This is a genomic window from Variovorax paradoxus NBRC 15149 (assembly GCF_001591365.1).
Classification (GTDB): Bacteria; Pseudomonadota; Gammaproteobacteria; order Burkholderiales; family Burkholderiaceae_C; genus Variovorax; species Variovorax paradoxus.
This window is the reverse complement of the sequence record NZ_BCUT01000002.1, coordinates 544,773-562,100: the sequence shown is the minus strand read 5'-3', so window position 1 is coordinate 562,100 and position 17,328 is coordinate 544,773. Positions and strand designations below refer to the sequence as shown.

15 protein-coding genes are annotated in these 17,328 nt (G+C 68.6%); 6 read left to right on the top strand and 9 right to left on the bottom strand.

Features of this window, described 5'->3' with window-relative positions:
- Positions 1–73 precede the first annotated feature (73 nt).
- The 4 genes from VPA02S_RS17450 (at position 74) to VPA02S_RS17435 (ending at position 4,323) form a co-directional block, all read left to right on the top strand.
- Positions 74–952 (top strand): GNAT family N-acetyltransferase, encoded by an 879-nt coding sequence (locus VPA02S_RS17450; RefSeq protein ID WP_027730866.1) that lies wholly within the window; start codon positions 74–76, stop codon positions 950–952.
- Positions 953–1,257: 305 nt separating this feature from the next.
- Entirely contained in the window at positions 1,258–2,190 is a 933-nt protein-coding gene (locus tag VPA02S_RS17445; protein ID WP_062364950.1) for a 2-hydroxyacid dehydrogenase, read from the top strand.
- Between the two features lie 163 nt (positions 2,191–2,353).
- Positions 2,354–3,757, top strand: coding sequence for an aspartate aminotransferase family protein (locus tag VPA02S_RS17440; protein WP_062364949.1), 1,404 nt, complete (start codon positions 2,354–2,356; stop codon positions 3,755–3,757).
- Positions 3,758–3,828: 71 nt separating this feature from the next.
- Positions 3,829–4,323, top strand: coding sequence for an Lrp/AsnC family transcriptional regulator (locus VPA02S_RS17435; RefSeq protein WP_015865681.1), 495 nt, complete (start codon positions 3,829–3,831; stop codon positions 4,321–4,323).
- Positions 4,324–4,347: 24 nt separating this feature from the next.
- On the opposite strand, the gene VPA02S_RS17430 is transcribed toward VPA02S_RS17435, so the two are convergent.
- The gene (locus tag VPA02S_RS17430) at positions 4,348–5,118 is read right to left on the bottom strand and encodes a helix-turn-helix transcriptional regulator (RefSeq protein WP_062364948.1); all 771 of its coding nucleotides are present in this window, start codon (positions 5,116–5,118) and stop codon (positions 4,348–4,350) included.
- Positions 5,119–5,225: 107 nt separating this feature from the next.
- Between VPA02S_RS17430 and VPA02S_RS17425 the strand changes: the two genes are divergently transcribed.
- Positions 5,226–5,669, top strand: coding sequence for an ester cyclase (locus VPA02S_RS17425; protein ID WP_062364947.1), 444 nt, complete (start codon positions 5,226–5,228; stop codon positions 5,667–5,669).
- Between the two features lie 18 nt (positions 5,670–5,687).
- Here VPA02S_RS17425 and VPA02S_RS17420 read toward each other — a convergent pair whose 3' ends face one another.
- From VPA02S_RS17420 to VPA02S_RS17410, 3 genes are read right to left on the bottom strand one after another with little or no spacing between them, the layout of a single operon-like run.
- Positions 5,688–7,136, bottom strand: coding sequence for an MFS transporter (locus VPA02S_RS17420; protein ID WP_062364946.1), 1,449 nt, complete (start codon positions 7,134–7,136; stop codon positions 5,688–5,690).
- A gap of 11 nt (positions 7,137–7,147) precedes the next feature.
- Positions 7,148–8,113: a tripartite tricarboxylate transporter substrate-binding protein gene (locus tag VPA02S_RS17415; RefSeq protein WP_062364945.1), complete on the bottom strand. Its 966-nt coding sequence runs from the start codon at positions 8,111–8,113 to the stop codon at positions 7,148–7,150.
- A 40-nt stretch (positions 8,114–8,153) separates the two neighbouring features.
- Positions 8,154–9,605 carry an amidase gene (locus VPA02S_RS17410; protein WP_244883564.1) on the bottom strand — a complete coding sequence of 484 codons (1,452 nt, stop codon included), beginning with the start codon at positions 9,603–9,605 and terminating at the stop codon, positions 8,154–8,156.
- 6 nt (positions 9,606–9,611) lie between these two features.
- Here VPA02S_RS17410 and VPA02S_RS17405 point away from each other — a divergent pair, with 6 nt between their 5' ends.
- On the top strand, positions 9,612–10,574 hold the full coding sequence (locus tag VPA02S_RS17405; protein WP_244883562.1) for a LysR family transcriptional regulator: 963 nt from the start codon (positions 9,612–9,614) through the stop codon (positions 10,572–10,574).
- A gap of 72 nt (positions 10,575–10,646) precedes the next feature.
- On the opposite strand, the gene VPA02S_RS17400 is transcribed toward VPA02S_RS17405, so the two are convergent.
- The 5 genes from VPA02S_RS17400 to VPA02S_RS17380 form a co-directional block, all read right to left on the bottom strand.
- A complete protein-coding gene (locus VPA02S_RS17400) occupies positions 10,647–11,279 on the bottom strand; it encodes a DUF4337 domain-containing protein (RefSeq protein ID WP_015865674.1) in 633 nt (210 codons plus the stop codon).
- Between the two features lie 94 nt (positions 11,280–11,373).
- Positions 11,374–12,072 carry an HAD-IA family hydrolase gene (locus VPA02S_RS17395; RefSeq protein WP_062364943.1) on the bottom strand — a complete coding sequence of 233 codons (699 nt, stop codon included), beginning with the start codon at positions 12,070–12,072 and terminating at the stop codon, positions 11,374–11,376.
- A gap of 219 nt (positions 12,073–12,291) precedes the next feature.
- Positions 12,292–13,026 carry an amino acid ABC transporter ATP-binding protein gene (locus VPA02S_RS17390; protein ID WP_062364942.1) on the bottom strand — a complete coding sequence of 245 codons (735 nt, stop codon included), beginning with the start codon at positions 13,024–13,026 and terminating at the stop codon, positions 12,292–12,294.
- A complete protein-coding gene (locus tag VPA02S_RS17385; protein WP_062364941.1) occupies positions 13,023–14,291 on the bottom strand; it encodes a M20/M25/M40 family metallo-hydrolase in 1,269 nt (422 codons plus the stop codon). The genes VPA02S_RS17390 and VPA02S_RS17385 overlap by 4 nt, the downstream gene beginning before the upstream one ends.
- A 9-nt stretch (positions 14,292–14,300) precedes the next feature.
- Positions 14,301–17,255: an FAD-dependent oxidoreductase gene (locus VPA02S_RS17380; RefSeq protein WP_062364940.1), complete on the bottom strand. Its 2,955-nt coding sequence runs from the start codon at positions 17,253–17,255 to the stop codon at positions 14,301–14,303.
- Positions 17,256–17,328 lie beyond the last annotated feature (73 nt).

Sequence of the window (17,328 nt, the reverse complement as noted above, 5' to 3'; positions counted from 1 at the left end):
TTTCGCGCTGGTGCGGCGCCGCAATGTCGTCCAAGATGGATGCGCCATTCCGCCGCAACAGAGAGTTTTCCCTATGCCTGAACCCACTTCGAACGCACCCGCCATGGATGGCGTGGTGCTCAGGCCGATGACGGCCGCCGACCTTCCACAGGCGCATGCGCTCTCGGCCGAACTGCGCTGGCCGCACCGTCCCGCGGACTGGGAGCAGGTGTTCCCGCATGCCGATGGCATTGCAGTGGAGCGCGACGGCGAGATCATCGCGACCGGCCTGCGCTGGCGCTGGGGCCAGCGCCACGCCACCATCGGCCTGGTGATCGTCACGCCCGCCTGCCAGGGCCGCCGCATCGGCCATCGCCTGATGAGCGCGCTGCTCGATGGGCTCGAGGACCGCACGGTGCTTTTGCACGCCACCGCGGAAGGGCGCGGACTTTATGAGCGGCTCGGTTTTGTGCGCGCCGGTGAGGTGCGGCAGCACCAGGGCATTGCGCAGCCCGCGCCGCTGGTTGCGCTGCAGCCCGGCTGGCGCCTGCGGCCGGCGGGCCTCAACGAGCTGCCGGCGCTGCAGGCGCTCGACGCGGCCGCGCGAGGCATGCCGCGCGATGCGCTGGTCGCCGAGCTGCTGCAAAGCGCCGATGCCTGCGTGGTGCTCGACCACGACAACGAGCCGAAGGGTTTTGCGATGCTGCGGCGCTTCGGCCGCGGCCATGCGATCGGCCCGGTGGTCGCGCCCGATGCCGAGGGTGCGAAGGCGCTGATCGCGCATCTTGCAGGCTTGAACGCCGGCCACTTCACGCGCATCGACATCGACTTCGACAGCGGCCTGGCCGAATGGCTCGAGAGCATCGGCCTGCTGCGCGTGGATGCGCCGACGACGATGGTGCGGGGGGAGCCGCTTGCTGTTGCATCGCAGGGGCCTTCGCTGTTTGCTCTTGTTACTCAGGCTGTTGGATAGTTTTTTTCAGGGCGCGCTCCCGCCGACGGGGTATCTTGCTCCGCGAATGTCCCCCGCCTTCGGCTCCTCCTTGATTTCGCTGCGCAAGGCACCCCATCGGCGGGAGCGTGTTCAGAGCACTGGTTGATCAGCGGTGCACAACGAGCGTGCCCCGGTGCACAGGGCATCGGGTGCTCCCCGCAGCGAAATCAAGGAGGAGGGCGAAGCCCGGGGGACATTCGCGGAGGGGAGTACCCGGTGGCCTGTGCACGCGCCCCCGAACAGAAGACCCCTGAACACAACAAGCACACCCAATACACCTCACCATGAAGACCACCTTCCTCTACAAGTCCGACCCCGTACGCGGCCGCCAATGGGCCGAAGTGTTCGGGCAGCGACGCCCCGACATCGACTTCCGCATCTGGCCCGACATCGGCGATCCGGCGCAGGTGCGCTTTCTCGCAGCCTGGGTGCCGCCGGAAGACATTGCAGAACGCTTTCCGAATCTGCAGGTGCTGTTCTCTTCGGGCGCAGGTGTGGACCAGTTCGACTTCGCGGCGCTGCCCGCCGCATTGCCGGTGGTGCGCATGGTCGAGCCCGGCATCGTGCAGGGCATGGTCGAGTATGTGACGCATGCCGTGCTCGGCCTGCACCGCGACATGCCGCAGTACCGCCGCCAGCAGTTGGAAGGCCAGTGGCAGCCGCTGCCGGTGCGGCCCGCGAGCGAGCGGCGCGTGGGCGTGCTGGGGCTCGGCTCGCTCGGCCAGGCCGTGCTCGCGCAGCTGGTCTCATTGGGCTTCGACTGCGCGGGCTGGAGCCGCTCGCAGCATGAGGTCGATGGCGTGCAATGCCACGCGGGCACCGACGAGCTGCCCGCCTTTCTGGCGCGCAGCGACATCCTCGTGTGCCTGCTGCCGCTCACCGATTCGACGCGCGGCTTTCTCGATGCCAGGCTCTTCTCGATGCTGCCGATGGGCGCCGGCCTGGTGCACGTGGGCCGCGGGCCGCACCTGGTCGAACATGACTTCCTCGAAGCGCTCGCCAGCGGCCGCATCGGCGATGCGGTGCTCGACGTGACCGACCCCGAGCCGCTGCCGCCCGCGCACGCCTTCTGGCGCCATCCGCGCATCCAGCTCACGCCGCATATCGCGAGCATGACGCAGCCGCTGAGTGCCGCCGAAGCCGTGCTCGGCAACCTGCGCCGCCTCGAGGCCGGCGAGCCAATGGTCGGCCTCGTGGACCGCGCCAGGGGCTACTGACGAGAAGCAAGAGAAATGGCCCGCCGCATGATGTGCCGTGGCGGAGCGCATAACCGCAGCCTGCTTCGCGCAGCACCCCCAAAGCAGCACCATGCCATGCGGCACGCGGCCTAAGCTCGAGGCATCGAAAGCTTCCTTCGCTCTCGCTTCACTCGACACCGCCATGACGCACCCCACCGCATTGCCTCGCCACGCCACGCTCGACGCCATCGACCGTGCCCATCTCATCCACCCCGTCTCGCCCTGGCGCACGCACGAGCAGCGCGGACCCACCGTGCTGGCCTCGGCCCGCGGCGCATGGCTGACCGATGCCAACGGGCATGAACTGCTCGACGCCTTCGCGGGCCTGTGGTGCGTGAACGTGGGCTATGGCCAGGAGAGCGTGGTGCAGGCCGCGGCCGAGCAGATGCGGCGCCTGCCGTACGCCACCGGCTACTTCCACTTTAGCAGCGAGCCGGCCATCCGCCTCGCGGAAAAGCTGGTGCAGATCGCGCCCGCATCGCTGACGCGCGTGTACCTCACGCTCGGCGGCTCGGAGGCGGTCGATGCCGCCGTGCGCTTCATCGTGCAGTACTACAACGCCATCGGCAAGCCGTCAAAAAAACAGTTCATCGCACTGGAGCGCGGCTACCACGGCTCCTCGTCCACCGGCGCGGGCCTCACGGCCTTGCCCGTTTTCCATCGCGGCTTCGACCTGCCGCTGCCCACGCAGCACTACATCCCGTCGCCCAACCCGTACCGCCATGCCCATGGTGCCGATCCGCAGGCGCTGATCGCCGCGTCGGTGGCCTCGCTGCGCGCCAAGGTGGCCGAGCTCGGCGCGGACAACGTCGCCGCCTTCTTCTGCGAGCCGATCCAGGGTTCGGGCGGCGTCATCGTGCCGCCCAAGGGCTGGTTGAAAGCCATGCGCGATGCCGCGCGCGAGCTCGATATCCTGTTCGTCGTCGACGAGGTCATCACGGGATTCGGCCGCACCGGTCCCATGTTCGCCTGCGAGGCCGAAGGCGTGGAGCCCGACCTGATGACCATGGCCAAGGGCCTGACCTCGGGCTATGTGCCGATGGGCGCGACCATGATGTCCGAGAAGGTCTATGCCGGCATTGCCGACGGCACGCCGGCGGGGGTGCCGGTCGGCCATGGCGCGACGTACTCTGCCCACCCCGTGAGCGCCGCGGTCGCGCTCGAGGTGCTGCGGCTGTACGAAGAGGGCGGGGTGCTCGCCAACGGCCAGCGCGGCGCGGCGCACTTCGCGGCCGGCCTCGATGCGCTGCGCGCGCATCCGCTGGTGGGCGATGCGCGCCACCGCGGCCTGCTCGGTGCGCTGGAGCTGGTGAGCGACAAGCAAGGCAAGCGCGGCTTCGATCCGGCGCTGGGCCTCGCGGACCGCATCTTTGCCGCGGGCTACCGCAACGGCCTGGTGTTCCGCTCCTTCGGCGACCACATCCTGGGCTTTGCGCCGGCGCTCACCTTCACCGAGGACGAGTTCGCCCAGATGTTCGCGCGCCTGAAGAAAACGCTCGACGAGGTGCTGGACGCCGCCGACGTGCGCGCCGCGCTGGCGGCCTGAGCGGGAAAGCACTGCCCCGCGGCTGCGCCGGCAAAGCAGAATCGGATCCTCCTTCGTTTTTCAGGACCGCCATGTCTGAAGCTTTCAAGATCGACCGACTCGACCTGCGCATCCTGGCCCAGCTGCAGCAGAACGGGCGCATGACCAACGTCGACCTCGCGGATGCGGTCGGCCTGTCGCCCAGCCCCTGCCTGATCCGCGTCAAGCGCCTGGAGCAGGCCGGCTACATCGCCGGCTACGGCGCGCACCTGCGGCTCGAGAAGCTCGGCGACACGCTCACCGTGTTCACCGAGGTCACGCTGCAGGACCACCACCGCGAGGACTTCGTGCGCTTCGAGGCCGCGATCCGAGAGGTCGACGAGGTGCTCGAATGCCACCTGGTGAGCGGCGGCTACGACTACCTGCTGCGCTTTTTGACGCGCGGCGTCAACCACTACCAGGAAGTGATCGAGGAACTGCTCGAGCGCAACATCGGCATCTCCAAGTACTTCAGCTACATCGTCATCAAGTCGCCGTTCATCAAGACGCATTGCCCGATCGAGCGGCTGTTTCCGCATCCGCGCTGACTGGCGAATGGCTGCGAGGCCAGATCAGCAGTACTCGCCGCCTTTCAGCAGGCGCCGAGGCGCCTGGCCGGTCACGGAACGGAACTCGCGGATAAAGTGCGACTGGTCGGCATAGCCAGCCTGGACAGACAGCTGTGTGAGGCTGGGTGCCTCGTCGTACAGCGACAACGCATGGCGCATGCGGATGATGGAGGCGAGTTGCTTTGGTGTCGCTCCGACAGTACGGCGGAATCGTTTTGCCAGCCAGTCGACGCTGACGCCCAGATCCGACGCAAGCGCTGCGATGCGGATCGTACCGACGCTCTTCTCGATGGCTCGCAGGGCCTCGCTCACCAACGTGTCGGCGGGCCGCCTTCGTCGGGCGAGAAGAAAGCGCTCCAGGCAATTCACGCGCTGCAGATCGTCCCCGGCCGCAGTCATGGCCGAGCAAAGACCTGCCAGGTCGGCATCCGCCACCAGGGAGGCAAGATCGATCGTGGTGCCGAACAGGCCTTCTGCGGGCAGGTCGAAGAACTGCGCAGCGCCCGCAGGACGGAAAGCAGCAAGCACGATGCCACCGCCGGCCGAGGTGTGCATCGAACGTGCGGTGTCGCGCAATCCCGTCAGCGTGGTCTGGGGCAGGCGGCGTGTCTTCGGCCCATCCAGTTGCTCGGCATAGCCGCCGTAACGAATGCCAAGCAGGATGCTTGGCTCCGGCATGAGCAGGCGAGTGGCGGCCTCGGTGGTTTCGACGATCACGAAATTCCGCACCTGGTCTGCGAGGGCGAGGGTGGTTGGCAGCAAGCGCATGCGCATTGGCCGATGGTAGCGGGGCGCCCTTTTTTTGTGTGACTCACTGATTTTGTTCAATTGCCGAACGCGCGTGCTGCCTAGCATGGAGTTCCACCCATTCAGGAGAAACCATGCAAGACGATGTGAAGGCCCGAAACAGCCAACTGATCCGGGCACTCTATGAAGACTGGTTGTCGCACGGGCGCTTCGAGGAGCTGCAGGACTCGATCGCGGATGACTACGTGGGGCCCAACGGCGAAAGAGGCGCCGCAGGCTTTGCGACGACCATGAACGGCTTGCGCAGCGCCTTTCCGGACATCCGCTTCCAGGTCGAGGACCTGCTCGCCGAGCCGGACAAGGTCGCAGTGCGCTGGCGCTGGCAGGCCATTCACGCAGGCGAGTTCCGCGGCCTGGAAGCGTCGCACCGCCGAGTGGAGAACACAGGCATTGCCATCTACCACTTGCGCCACGGCAAGATCGTGCGCTCCTGGCTGGAAACCGACCGGCTGGGTGCGCTGCAGCAGATTGGCGCACTTCCTGCCGGCGTGGGTGCTTCGCCTCCGCGCAGCAACTAGGGCCTGTTGCCGTGTCCTTCACGCTGATTGCAGCCGGCCGGCTTGACGCCGGGTATTCGCGATCAGGGCCGCGCCGGCAAAGCAAAGGACCGCAAGCAGCACCAGCGCAGAACTGGCCCCTTGGGTAAAGGCCGCCACATCCAGGTTCGAAAGCCCCGGGCCGCCATTTCCCAGAATCATGCGTTGCGAACCGGAAGGAAGCTGCGCCATCGCCACGCTCAGCGTCAGCGCGGTGCCGATCATGATGCCGGTGTTCTGCAGCGTCGACCGGACGCCGTTGGCGATGCCCCGGCGCCGGGGCGCCACGCTCTGGAGGATCGATGTGTTGTTCGGTGTCACGAAGCTCCCGATGCCCAGGCCGAGCAGCCAGAGGCACAGCGACAGCTGCACGGTGCCGATCGCCGGCTGCAGCAGCGCGGCCAGCAGCGCCAGGGCGCATCCTGCGAGCAGCATGCCGGCCACGCAGATGGATTCGGGCCTGAAGCGCCGCGTCAGGGCGCCCGCCAGCGGCGCAGCCATCAGCATGCCGAATGCCACCGGTGCAATGCGCAGGCCCGCCTGCGATGGCTGCAGGCCCGCGCAGGCCTGCAGGTACAAGGCCACCAGCAGCAGGGGCGCCGCCTGCGTCATCGACAGCAGCAGGATGCCCGCGTAGGCGGTCCGGCGTCCCGGGTCGCTGAACAGCGAGGGGTCGACCAGCGGGCTGGCCACGCGCATCTGAACGCCGGAGAAGAGGGCGATGGCGCACAGCCCCGCGAGCATGAAGACCCACACCGGCGTGCTGGTCCAGCCGCGGGTGCCTGCCATCGAGAGCGCATAGGTCACGCATCCGATGCCGACGAGCGACAGCGCCGCGCCTGCGAGGTCGAAGCGTTCGGCCCCGGCGGCCGCGCTGTGGGGCAGCACCTTCCAGGACCACGCCAGCACGCCAAGCCCGATCGGCACGTTGAGCATGAAGAGAACGCGCCAGCCCCACCACGACACGACGAAGCCGCCCGCCAGCGGGCCGACGACCTGGGCCAGCGCCGCGACCATCGCGAGCACGCCCAGTGCCAGCCCCATCCTGCGGCGGCCGAAGGCGTCGCCCACCAAGGCGCTGGCGTTGGCCATGACGCCGGCCGCGCCGACGGCCTGGGCGATGCGGCTCGCCAGCATCAGTTCTGCGCTGGGTGCGAGGGCGCATGCCGCGCAGGCGGCCACGAAGAGCCACAGCCCCGCGAGGAAGAGCCGGCGCCGTCCCCAGAGATCGGCCAGGCGTCCGAAGCTCAGGATGCAGACGGTGCTGACCAGCATGTAGGACAGCAGGATCCAGCTCGCCTGCGCGGGCGAAGCATGCAGGCTGCGCGCCACGGCCGGCAGCGCGACGTTGAGCGCGCTGAGATTGAGAAAGCACAGCAGCGCGCCCGAACTCGCGGCAACGAGCACCGCCCAATCGGCCCTGCCGGCGTCGTGATCCTCGTCGGCCATCGTCGGTCGATTCAGTCTTCGCTCCTGAACCCCGAGGCCTTCACGATGGGGCGCCAGTACGCGCGGTCCTCGTTCATGATCCGCGTCACTTCCGCGCCAGGGAGCCCCGTCGGCTCCAGGCCCATGCGATGGACCTGCGCGCGCACCTGCGGATTGCGCATGGCGGCGAGCAGGGCCGCCTCCAGCCTGGTGGCCACCTCCTTCGGCGTTCCTGCCGGCACGAAGGCGGCATAGGCGGCGTTGGCGCGGTCGAAGGCGTCGTAGCCCGACTCCTTGATCGTCGGAACGTCGGGCAGCCAGCTCAGCCGCCGGGTGCCTGCAACGCCCAGGATCCGCAGCTTGCCCGCGCGGTGGAGCTCGAGCTGGCTGGCGAGCGCGTCGGCGGCGAGCGGTACGTGGCCGCCGACGATGTCGGTCGCGAGCGGCGCGCCGCCCTTGTAGGTGACCGGCGCGAGCGGCACGCCGATGGCCTTGGACAGCTGCAGCACGCTGAAGTGCAGTCCGCCGCCGAGGTTGGTCAGCCCCACGCTGGCGCCGGCGGGGTTCTTCTTGATCCATGCGACGTATTCGGGGACCGTCTTGAACGGCTGGTCTGCGCCGGCGGAAAGGACGCTGGGCACGATCGCCAGGTGCGCGACCGGGATGAAGTCCTTGTCGACGTCGTAGTTCAGCCGTGCATAGGTCATCGGAAAGAGAACGAAGGGCGGCGTCGAGCCCAGCAGGATGGTGCGGCCGTCGGGCCGCGCGGCCTTGACGGCCTCGATGGAAATGCGCGTCGAGGCGCCGGGCCGGTTCTCCACCAGCACGGGTTCCTTGAGCGTGGTGCGCAAGTCCTCGGCCAGCGAACGCGCCAGGCTGTCGAGCGCGCCACCGGGCGGAAAGCCGATGACTAGCCGGATGGGCGCATCGGCATGCGCGGCGGCACCGGCCAGGGAGATCGACGCAGCGAGAAGAAGTGTCTTGAGGAAAGAGGCCATGGTGGGTACCTGCTGGGTTGAGAACGAAACGGGGGCGGACTCAGAAAGCGAGGGTCGGCAGCGCGTTCGCCGGACGGTGCGCGGCTTCGAAGGACGACGCGGCCTGCAGCAGCTGCTGGTCTTCGCGGAACCGGCCGACGAGCTGCATGCCGATGGGCAGGCCGTCGCGGCCCGCACCGCACGGCAGGCTGATGGCGGGGTGGCCCGTGAGGTTGAAGGGCATCGTCCATGGGAACCAGTTCGCCCGCACTTCGGCATACGCCTCGCCGTCGATCTCGATGCTGCCGAACAGGTCCTGGTCGATCGGCAGCGCCGTGCGCGAGAGCGTCGGCGTGAAGATGAAGTCGTGGCTCTCCAGCTGGGCCTGGACCTTGCGGAAGAGCACGGTCCTGGCGAACATGGCCTGCTGGAAGGCGACACCGTCGACGTGCTCTGCGAGCGCGAGCTGCTGCAGCAGGGACGGGCTCAGCTGGTCGGCATGCGCAGCGGCCAGCGGCGCGAAGCGGCCGCGCCAGCTGGTGTGGTTGATCACCCGCCACACCGGCTCGACGTCATAGCCGTCGCCGGGCATCTCTTCGAGCTGCGCGCCCATCGAACGCAAGGTGGCCAGCGCAGCTTCGAAGGCGGCGGCGACGTCGGCGGAGATCGGGCGTCCCGCGGGTGTTGCGCAGTAAAGAATCCGCTTGCCGCGCAGATCGCCGCCGGGCTGCAGCGCGTCGAAGTAAGGCTGCGCCGGCACACCCAACGACCAGGGATCGGACCCATGGGCGCCGGTCATGGCCTGCAGCATGAGCGCGGTGTCGGCCACGTTGCGCGTGGTGGGCGTCACGTAGGTGTAGTTGCCGAAGGCATCCTGCACCTGGCTGTGGGGCACCACGCCCAGGCTCTGCTTCAGGCCGACCACGCCGTTGCAGGCGGCGGGAATGCGCGTCGAGCCGCCGCCGTCGGTGGCAATGGCCAGCGGCGCGATGCCGGCCGCAATCGATGCGGCCGCCCCGCCGCTCGAGCCGCCGCTCGTGCGCGTCGCATCCCATGCGTTGCGGGTGCTTCCGAACAGGGGCGCGTCGGTCAGGCACTTGGCGCCGAACTCGGAGGTGGTCGTCTTGCCGATGAGGATGGCGCCGGCCTGGCGCATGCGCGCCACGGCCACGGCGTCCTGCGTGGGGACGTGGTCGCGATGCAGCAGCGAACCGTAGGTCGTCCTGACGTTCGCGGTGTCGACGATGTCCTTCACCGTGAAGGGCAGGCCGTGCAGCAGGCCCAGCGGCTCGCCCCTCATCACGGCGCTTTCCGCCTCGCGGGCCTGCGCCATCGCCTGCTCGTGGCACAGCGTGATGAAGCAGTTCAGCTGCGGCTGGACGGCGTCGGCGCGGCGCAGGACTTCCTGGGTGATCTCCACCGGCGAGAGCTTTCGCTGCGCGACCAGCGTGCGCAGCGCCACGGCGGACAGCTCGCAGATTTCAGACTTCGGAAGACGCGGAAACTTTTTCATGCGCAAATGATTGATGCGCGGCAACATCGAGTCCAATACTGTTTTCTTGAAAAGGCATACGACCAGCGTATGGCAGCACCGGATTTCAGAACGCTCCGCTACTTCGTGGCCGTGGCCGAGGAACGCGGCGTGGGCAAGGCGGCACGCCGGCTCAACATGGCCCAGCCGCCGCTGTCGGTCCACATCAAGAACCTGGAGGCCGCGGTGGGTACGCCGCTGTTCCGCAGGGCGGCGCGCGGCATGGAGATCACCGATGCCGGCCATGCGCTCTTTCAGCGTGCCAAGGAGGCGCTGCTGCTTGCCAACGAAGGCTTCGATGCGGCACGGGCGATCGGCTCGGGCAGCAGGGGCCGGCTCACCGTCGGCACCATGGTCGTGCTGTCCTACCTGGTGCTTCCTCGCCTGGAAAACACGCTTCGGGCGAAGCTGCCGGACGTGGAGATCCAGTATGTGGAGCTGAACGCTGCCAACAACGTCTCGGCCCTCACTGATTCGGAGGTGTCGGTGGCGATCTGCATCCCGCCCATCGCCCACGCGGGCATTGCGACCGAACGCATCGGAACCCAGCCGCTGATGCTCGCCGTGCGCGCGGATTCGCCGCTGGCCCGCATGTCCAGCATTCCGATGGAGCGGCTGTCAGGCATGCCCCTCATCGGGCTGCCCGTGCCCGATGGCGACGTCGACAAATCGCTCATTGCCTCGATGCTTCGGCGGCACGATGTCAGCATGCCGATCGCGCAGCGAGTCGAGACCATGGTGTCGGCGTTGGCGCTCGTCCTTGCAGGCAGGGGCGTGGCCATCCTGCCCGCCTGCGCCCGGATCGGCCGGCCTCCGGGCGTGGTGTTCCGCCCCTTGCGGAACGTCGATGCAAGGATGGACATCGCTGCCTGCTGGCGCAGCGATTGGCAGAGTCCGCTCATCGAACCCTTCCTGGCCTGCGCGCGCGCCTCGCTGCGGCAAGCTGCGTAGCGAAGCGGAGGGCCGGGAGGAAGCCGGGGCGGCAGCTGCATGCCTCGCCTCCGGCTCGCGCCGGCCTGGCTGCTAGATGTGAAACGCAGCCAGCACCCCCACCACCAGCCCCCCGGCCGCCACGCCGAACATCGCGCGCTCCAGCCATTTCTTCTTCGTCAGCAAGGCAATCGCGGCCAGCGCGATCGACACCTGCAGCACGGTCGTCGCCTGGGCCCAGCGATGGTGCTGGTGCATTTGCTCTTCCGACTGGGCGTCCCATTGGCTCGCCTCGGCTTCCAGCTTCTTCGCGGCGGCCTGGATGTCGGTCTTCTCCTGGTCGTAGCGCGCCACCTTGAGCTGCCAGTCCTGCCTGCGAGCGTCGTCGGCCGCGGTGTCGCGCGCGAACTCCGCGAGCGCCTGCTTGGTGCTTTTCGACTGGAAGTAATTCCACTGGTTCGACGCCTCGGTCTTCTTGATCGCGGCGTTGTTCTTGTAGAGGCCGGCGTTCGCCTGCGTGGCCCCGCCCATGTACGAGAAGATCGCACCGACGGTGGCGATCACGGCGGTACACACCGCGATCTTGCTCGTCATGCTCATGCCACCGGAAGGCGAGGCTGCCCCGCCGTCCGCATGGCCATGGCTGTCGCCATGGCCGCTGCCGGATGCCGCGTGTTCAAGTTCGTGGTCGTGCGGGCCGTGCACGTGAAAGCCGTGTCCTGACATGGGATCCTTGCTGAAATGGGTTTTCGGAGCGCGTGCGAGTATGCCTTGCCAGCAGGCGAAAGCATTCATTCGCTGCGCGCGGAGACCCAAATGGTCAGCGGCCCGCCTCGACCGCATCCGCCAGTTCGGCCAGCGTGTGGAAGTGGTAGTCAGGCTCGGTGCGTTTCGACTCGATGGTGCCTCCGGAGCCCTTCTGCGCATGGCGGCGCTCGATCCAGCAGGTGGTGATGCCCAACTCTTTGGAGATGCCGATGTCGTGGTACTGGCTTTGCGCCACGTGCAGGTTGTCGGCCTGCCTGAAGCCCCAGGCGCCCTCGAAGCGGCCGCGTGCGTAGGCGAAGTAGCGTGCGTCGGGCTTCTCGCACAGCGCATCGTCGCAGCTGAGCAGCATGTCGAAGGGCGAGCCCAGCGTCTTGTCGAAGTGGGCCAGCGCCCATTGCTGGGCATTGGTCATCGTCACCAGCTTGAAGCGCTTGCGCAGCCGCTTCAGTGCCTCCACCGAATCCGGGAAGGCCGGCCATTGCGCCACCGAATCGCGCAGGCCGCGGGCCAGCGCATCGCTGTCGGGCAGGCCCAGCGCGGGGGCGATGGCGTGCCAGCAGCGCTCCAGGTCGTCGGGGTACCAGCCGGCGTGGCCGTCGGCGCGGGCCTGGCGGTAGGCGCCCAGGAATTCGTCGTCGCTCACGCGCGCATCCGGCACGGCCGAGCGCAGGTAGGCGAGCATGCCGCCCTCGAAGTCGATCAACGTGCCGACCACGTCGAAGGTGAGGACCTTGAAATCTTGCAGGGACATACGAGAGAAGCTCCAGTGGGAGGGGCAGGAAATCGCCGCGGCGGCAACGGGCGAGGGGGCTGCCGGGCGTCTGTACGTCACGAGCATAGGAGCTTCGGCGGGGCGGGGCAGGCCGAACTCGGCGTGCGATCCAGCACAGGATGTCGCAGTCTTGCCGAAGACGGCATCTTCTTTGGCACGGCCGCGTGTGCGGAGCGGAAGCCGGGTGCCGGACGCTGCTCAGTGCTGCAGGATCTTCGAGAGGAACTGCTGCGCGCGGTCGGAGCGCGCAGCCGCGTTGCCAAAGAACTCCTCCTTCGGGCAATCTTCGACGATGCTGCCGCGGTCCATGAAGATCACGCGGCTGGCCACCTTGCGCGCAAAGCCCATCTCGTGGGTCACGCACATCATGGTCATGCCTTCGCACGCCAGCTGAACCATCACGTCGAGCACCTCGTTGACCATCTCCGGGTCGAGCGCGGAGGTGGGCTCGTCGAACAGCATGGCGATCGGGTCCATCGCCAGTGCGCGTGCGATGGCCACGCGCTGTTGCTGGCCGCCCGAAAGCTGCGACGGAAACTTGTGCGAATGGGCTTTCATGCCGACGCGCTCGAGCAGTGCCATGGAGCGGGTGCGCGCCTCGCTCGACGAGCGCTTGAGCACCTTGACCTGCGCGATCGAGAGGTTCTGCTCGATCGAGAGATGAGGAAACAGCTCGAAGTGCTGGAACACCATGCCCACGCGCGAGCGCAGCCGGTTGAGGTCGATCTTCGGATCGCCCACCGAGGCCCCGTCGACCGTGATGCTGCCCTGCTGGAAGGGCTCCAGCGCGTTCACGCATTTGATCAAGGTGGACTTGCCGGAACCTGAAGGCCCGCAGACCACGACGACCTCGCCTTTGCGGATACGCGTCGTGCAATCGGTCAGCACCTGGAACGCGCCGTACCACTTGCTCACCTGGTTGATGTCGATCATCGGGTTTCCTTTGGCAGGACCATGAGATGCAACAGCGTGTTCGCAACGACGAGGGTCGCCTTGCGCAGCTCGTCGAGGGGAACCCGTTCGTCGGCGCGGTGGCCGTTGGCTTCGAGCAGCGACTCGGGGCCCGCGCCGTACATCACGGTCGGGATGCCAGCTTCGCTGTAGAGGCGCGCGTCGGTGTACAGCGGCACGCCGATGGGCGTCACCGGCTTGCCCATGACCGCGCTCGCCTCGCGGCACATCAAGGCGGCAAACTCAGCCGCACCGGGTGCGGGCGCGAACGGGCGGGCCAGCAGGATCTGCCGGATCTCGACGGCGATGCCCGGCAGCGTGGCGCAGGCGCCTTCGATGACCTGCCGCAGTTCCGCCTCGACCGCTTCGGGCGTCTCTTCCGGCACGATGCGGCGGTCGATGCGCAGGCTCAGCGTGTCGGCGACCACGTTGGTGTTGATGCCGCCCTGGATCAGGCCGACCACCATCGTCGGATGGGTGATGCCGGGGGTCTGCGAGGGCCGTGCGGCCAACTGGTCACGGTAGCGGTAGAGCGCGGGCAGCAATGTCGTAGCAGCCTCGATCGCGTCGGCGCCCGTGTCGGGCCGCGCGGCGTGCGCCGACTTGCCGCGCAGGATCACTTCCAGGTGCAGGCAGCCGTTGTGCGCCACGACCACGTGGTGCGAGAAAGCGGCGGAGATCACGTAGTCGGGGCGGCTCAGGCCCTGCGAAAGAATCCAGCCGGGTCCGGTCATGCCGCCGGTCTCTTCGTCATAGGTCAGGTGCAACTCGACCGTGCCGGCCAGCGGTGTGCCGCTGGCGCGCAATTGCTTCAGCGCGCGCAGCGCGAAGGCGTAGGTGGTGAAGTCCGACTTGGAAACCGCCGCACCGCGCCCGTACAGCCATCCGCCGCGCACCTCGCCGCTGTAGGGCGAGCCGGTCCAGCCCGAGCCCGGCGGCACCACGTCGCCGTGCGCGTTCAGGGCAATCACCGGCCCGTCGCCGAAACGCTCGCGCACGATGAGGTTGGTCACGCTGCGCATGCCGTGCTGCTGTGCGAACGCGGGCGGCACGACATGGCGTTCGACCACCAGGTCCATGCCCTCGAGCAGGCGGGCCGCCACTTCGGCATGCGGCGCGCAATCACCGGGCGGGTTGTCGGACGGGCATTGCACCAGCTGCGCCAGGGTCTCGACCTGTTCCTGGAAGTGGCTGTCGATGAATTGGCGCAGCACGTCGCGCGCTGGGGCTTGGGAGTGGTCAGTCATGGAGTTCTGTCAAAGAAACCGGTCGATCCGGAAAGGCGTGATGTCGATGTCCGTGCGCCCGTGCACGATCAGGTCGGTGACCAGGCGCGCGGCGATGGGCGCCAGGGTGTAGCCGTTGGAGGTGACGGCGTTGTAGAAGCCGGGCACACCGGGCACGTCGCCCAGGATCGGAGCGCCGTCGATGTTGACGTTCATGCCGGCCCAGCAGCGCACCATGTGCAGGCCGCACACAGCTGGCAGCACCTGCCGCGCGACCCACAGCCCGCCCTCGATGCTGGCGCGTTCGGCGCGGTTCAGCCGCATGCCTTCATGGAAGGCCGCGGTCCAGCCGCCGCCGATGATCAGCCCGCCGGTGGCCGCCTGCTTGAGGCTCAGGTGCCGGTCGGCATGCGCCACCAGGTGGTTGACCAGCGGCGGCGCGGGCTCGGTCACGATCATCTGCAGCGGTGCGCCCTTGACGGGAATCTGCACGCCGAGCATGTCGCCCACCGTGCTGGACCATGCGCCGCTGGCGTTCACCAGGCGGCCCGCGTGGATGACGCCGCGCGAGGTGTGGACCACGAAGCCGCCGCCGTCGCCCGGACGGCGTTCGATCCGGCGTACATCGCAGCCTCGCAGGAAGCGTGCGCCCTGCTGCTGCGCGAGAGAAGCCACGGCATAGGTCGCGCGCAGCGGGTTGATCTTTCCCTCCATGGGACAGAGTTCGGCCCCCAGCAGCTGCGGCGACAGCGCGGGCGACAGGCGGCGCAGCGTGGCCGCGTCGATCACCTGCGCCTCGATGCCGTGGCTGCGCTCCAGCGCGGCCTTGGCCTCGATGAAGCGCATGCCGGCTTCGGTGTCGGCCACCATCAGTCCGCCGGTGATCTTGATTTCCAGGTCTTCGCCGCTCTCGGCCTCGATCTCCTGCCACAGCCGCACCGACATCGGGCCCAGCGGCAGCGTGGCCGCGGCCGGACCGCCGCCTTGCTGCGCCTTGGCCCCGAAGTCGAAGGACAGCAGCTGCACGTGCAGGCTGCCCGCATTGGCGCCCGAGGCCTGGAGGTTGATGTCGTCGCGGTCGACCACCGTCACGTCCTGGCCCGCCTTCGACAGATAGTGGCCGAGGCAGGAGCCGAGCACGCCGGCGCCGATGACCAGCACGTCGGTGCGCAGGGTTTCGAAGGGTGCGTGTTCGACCGGGCGCGCGAGATTCGGCGTGATGGCCGGCTTGTGGCCGCCCCATTCGGGCTTCTCGAAGCCCAGCGCGCCGGCCGGCACGGGCTTGGCCGGCGGGCGCGGCGCGAAGTACTGCTCGACCTCCAGCGGCCGCCCCGTCATCTCGCTCACCAGCTTGGCGGCCGTGACCGCGCAGTAGCGCCCCTGGCAGCGGCCCATGCCGAGCCGCGTGTTGCGCTTGAGCGCTGCCAGCGTGTCGCGGCCCGCGCGGATCTGTTCGCGCACGGAGCCGAAGCTGATTTCTTCGCAGCGGCACAGCAGCGTGTCGTCGCTGACGGCAGCCAGTGCCACGGGCGGCGCGTTGTACAGCGACCAGAGGGCCTGCTGGAAGCACTCGGCCCGCTGGAGCTGGGCCGCCGTCCGGTCGGGTGCGGCCGTTGGCTTTGCCGGCAGTCCGAGCTTGCGCGCCGCGGACCGCCCGGCCAGCGTGCCGCGTGCCAGCGCGACGCGCGAACCGCCGAGGTCCGCGCCGTCGCCGGCCACGAAGACATCTTCCAGGCTGGTGGCGCCGTCGCCGGCGGTCACGGTCGCGAGATAGCCGAGGTGCCGCTCGACCACGCGATGCTCGCAGCCCAGCATGCGTGCGAGCTCGGTCGAAGGGATGAAGCCGTAGCCCAGGCACAGCGTGTCGGCCTCGAAGCGCCGCATCGGCGCTGCCGTGCGCTGGCCCTGTGCGTCCAGTTCAACCACATGCACCGCCTGCAATTCGCCGTCGCCTTCGGCCGCTGCCACCGCGTGGCGCCACAGCACAGGCACCTTGTGCGCGCGCAGCTGCCGCAGGTAGCCCCAGCCCTGGCGCACCAGGTCGGGCGCGGTGCGGGCAGTGGTCAGCAGGTGGCGCCAGTCGCGCACCGAGGGGCGGGCCGCCGATTCGAGCACCGCGACCACGTGCGCACCGCCGGCCAGCAGTTCCGCGGCAAGTTGCAGGTTGAGCGGACCGTTGCCCGCGACCACCACGCGCCGGCCCGGCGCGACGCGGTAAGCCCGCGCCAGCGTTTGCGCGGCGCCGGTGGTCATCACGCCGGGCAGCGTCCAGCCCGGAATGGGAACGGGCCGCTCGTAGGCGCCCGGGGCGATCACGAGTTGCCTGCATCGGATGTGGGTGGCGCGCCCGGCGATCAGCGCGCTGACTTCATGCGCCGAGAACGCAGCCCAGACCTGCGCGCCCTGCGCGATGGCCACGCCGGCCGCGCGCACGTCACGCTCGAGCGCGAGGCCCTTTGCGAACTGGCGATCGACGGGGCGGGGCGCGTGGTGCGAGGGGGCCAGCGGCTTGTAGAACTGGCCGCCGGACTGCAGCCGCTCGTCCAGCACCAGCACGCTGGCGCCGGCCTGGCGTGCGGCCAATGCCGCCGACAGGCCGGCCGGTCCGGCGCCCACCACCAGCACGTCGACGTCTTGCGCGGCCGGCTCCGCATCGGCGGGTGGCGTGAGCGGCTGCAGGGGGTCGGCCGGTGTGCCCGCCGGCATGGCGGAGCGGATCTGCTGGCCCTCCGCCACCTTGGCCAGGCAGGCGCGCTGGCTGGCCACGCCGTCGATCGTCACCAGGCAGTCGAAGCACGCCCCCATGCCGCAATAAAGGCCGCGGCGCCCGCCGCCGCGCGTGTGCCGCATCTGGCGGATGTGGCTGGCCGCCAGTGCAGCTGCCACGGTCTCGCCCTCGAGGCCGTCGATGGCCTGGCCGTCGTACCAGAAGCGGATCGTCCGGCCACCGGCGGCAATGGAGCTGTGGGTCAGTCGGGCGCTCATGAGCAGGTGCGATGAAAAACTGCTTGGATATACTGAATGTATACGTATACTAATCGTACACGATCATTCAGTC

Coding starts and splice junctions, on each gene's coding strand:
- VPA02S_RS17450 (WP_027730866.1), top strand. CDS start 74: ATGCCTGAACCCACTTCGAACGCACCCGCCATGGATGGCGTGGTGCTC.
- VPA02S_RS17445 (WP_062364950.1), top strand. CDS start 1,258: ATGAAGACCACCTTCCTCTACAAGTCCGACCCCGTACGCGGCCGCCAA.
- VPA02S_RS17440 (WP_062364949.1), top strand. CDS start 2,354: ATGACGCACCCCACCGCATTGCCTCGCCACGCCACGCTCGACGCCATC.
- VPA02S_RS17435 (WP_015865681.1), top strand. CDS start 3,829: ATGTCTGAAGCTTTCAAGATCGACCGACTCGACCTGCGCATCCTGGCC.
- VPA02S_RS17430 (WP_062364948.1), bottom strand. CDS start 5,118: ATGCGCATGCGCTTGCTGCCAACCACCCTCGCCCTCGCAGACCAGGTG.
- VPA02S_RS17425 (WP_062364947.1), top strand. CDS start 5,226: ATGCAAGACGATGTGAAGGCCCGAAACAGCCAACTGATCCGGGCACTC.
- VPA02S_RS17420 (WP_062364946.1), bottom strand. CDS start 7,136: ATGGCCGACGAGGATCACGACGCCGGCAGGGCCGATTGGGCGGTGCTC.
- VPA02S_RS17415 (WP_062364945.1), bottom strand. CDS start 8,113: ATGGCCTCTTTCCTCAAGACACTTCTTCTCGCTGCGTCGATCTCCCTG.
- VPA02S_RS17410 (WP_244883564.1), bottom strand. CDS start 9,605: ATGAAAAAGTTTCCGCGTCTTCCGAAGTCTGAAATCTGCGAGCTGTCC.
- VPA02S_RS17405 (WP_244883562.1), top strand. CDS start 9,612: ATGATTGATGCGCGGCAACATCGAGTCCAATACTGTTTTCTTGAAAAG.
- VPA02S_RS17400 (WP_015865674.1), bottom strand. CDS start 11,279: ATGTCAGGACACGGCTTTCACGTGCACGGCCCGCACGACCACGAACTT.
- VPA02S_RS17395 (WP_062364943.1), bottom strand. CDS start 12,072: ATGTCCCTGCAAGATTTCAAGGTCCTCACCTTCGACGTGGTCGGCACG.
- VPA02S_RS17390 (WP_062364942.1), bottom strand. CDS start 13,026: ATGATCGACATCAACCAGGTGAGCAAGTGGTACGGCGCGTTCCAGGTG.
- VPA02S_RS17385 (WP_062364941.1), bottom strand. CDS start 14,291: ATGACTGACCACTCCCAAGCCCCAGCGCGCGACGTGCTGCGCCAATTC.
- VPA02S_RS17380 (WP_062364940.1), bottom strand. CDS start 17,255: ATGAGCGCCCGACTGACCCACAGCTCCATTGCCGCCGGTGGCCGGACG.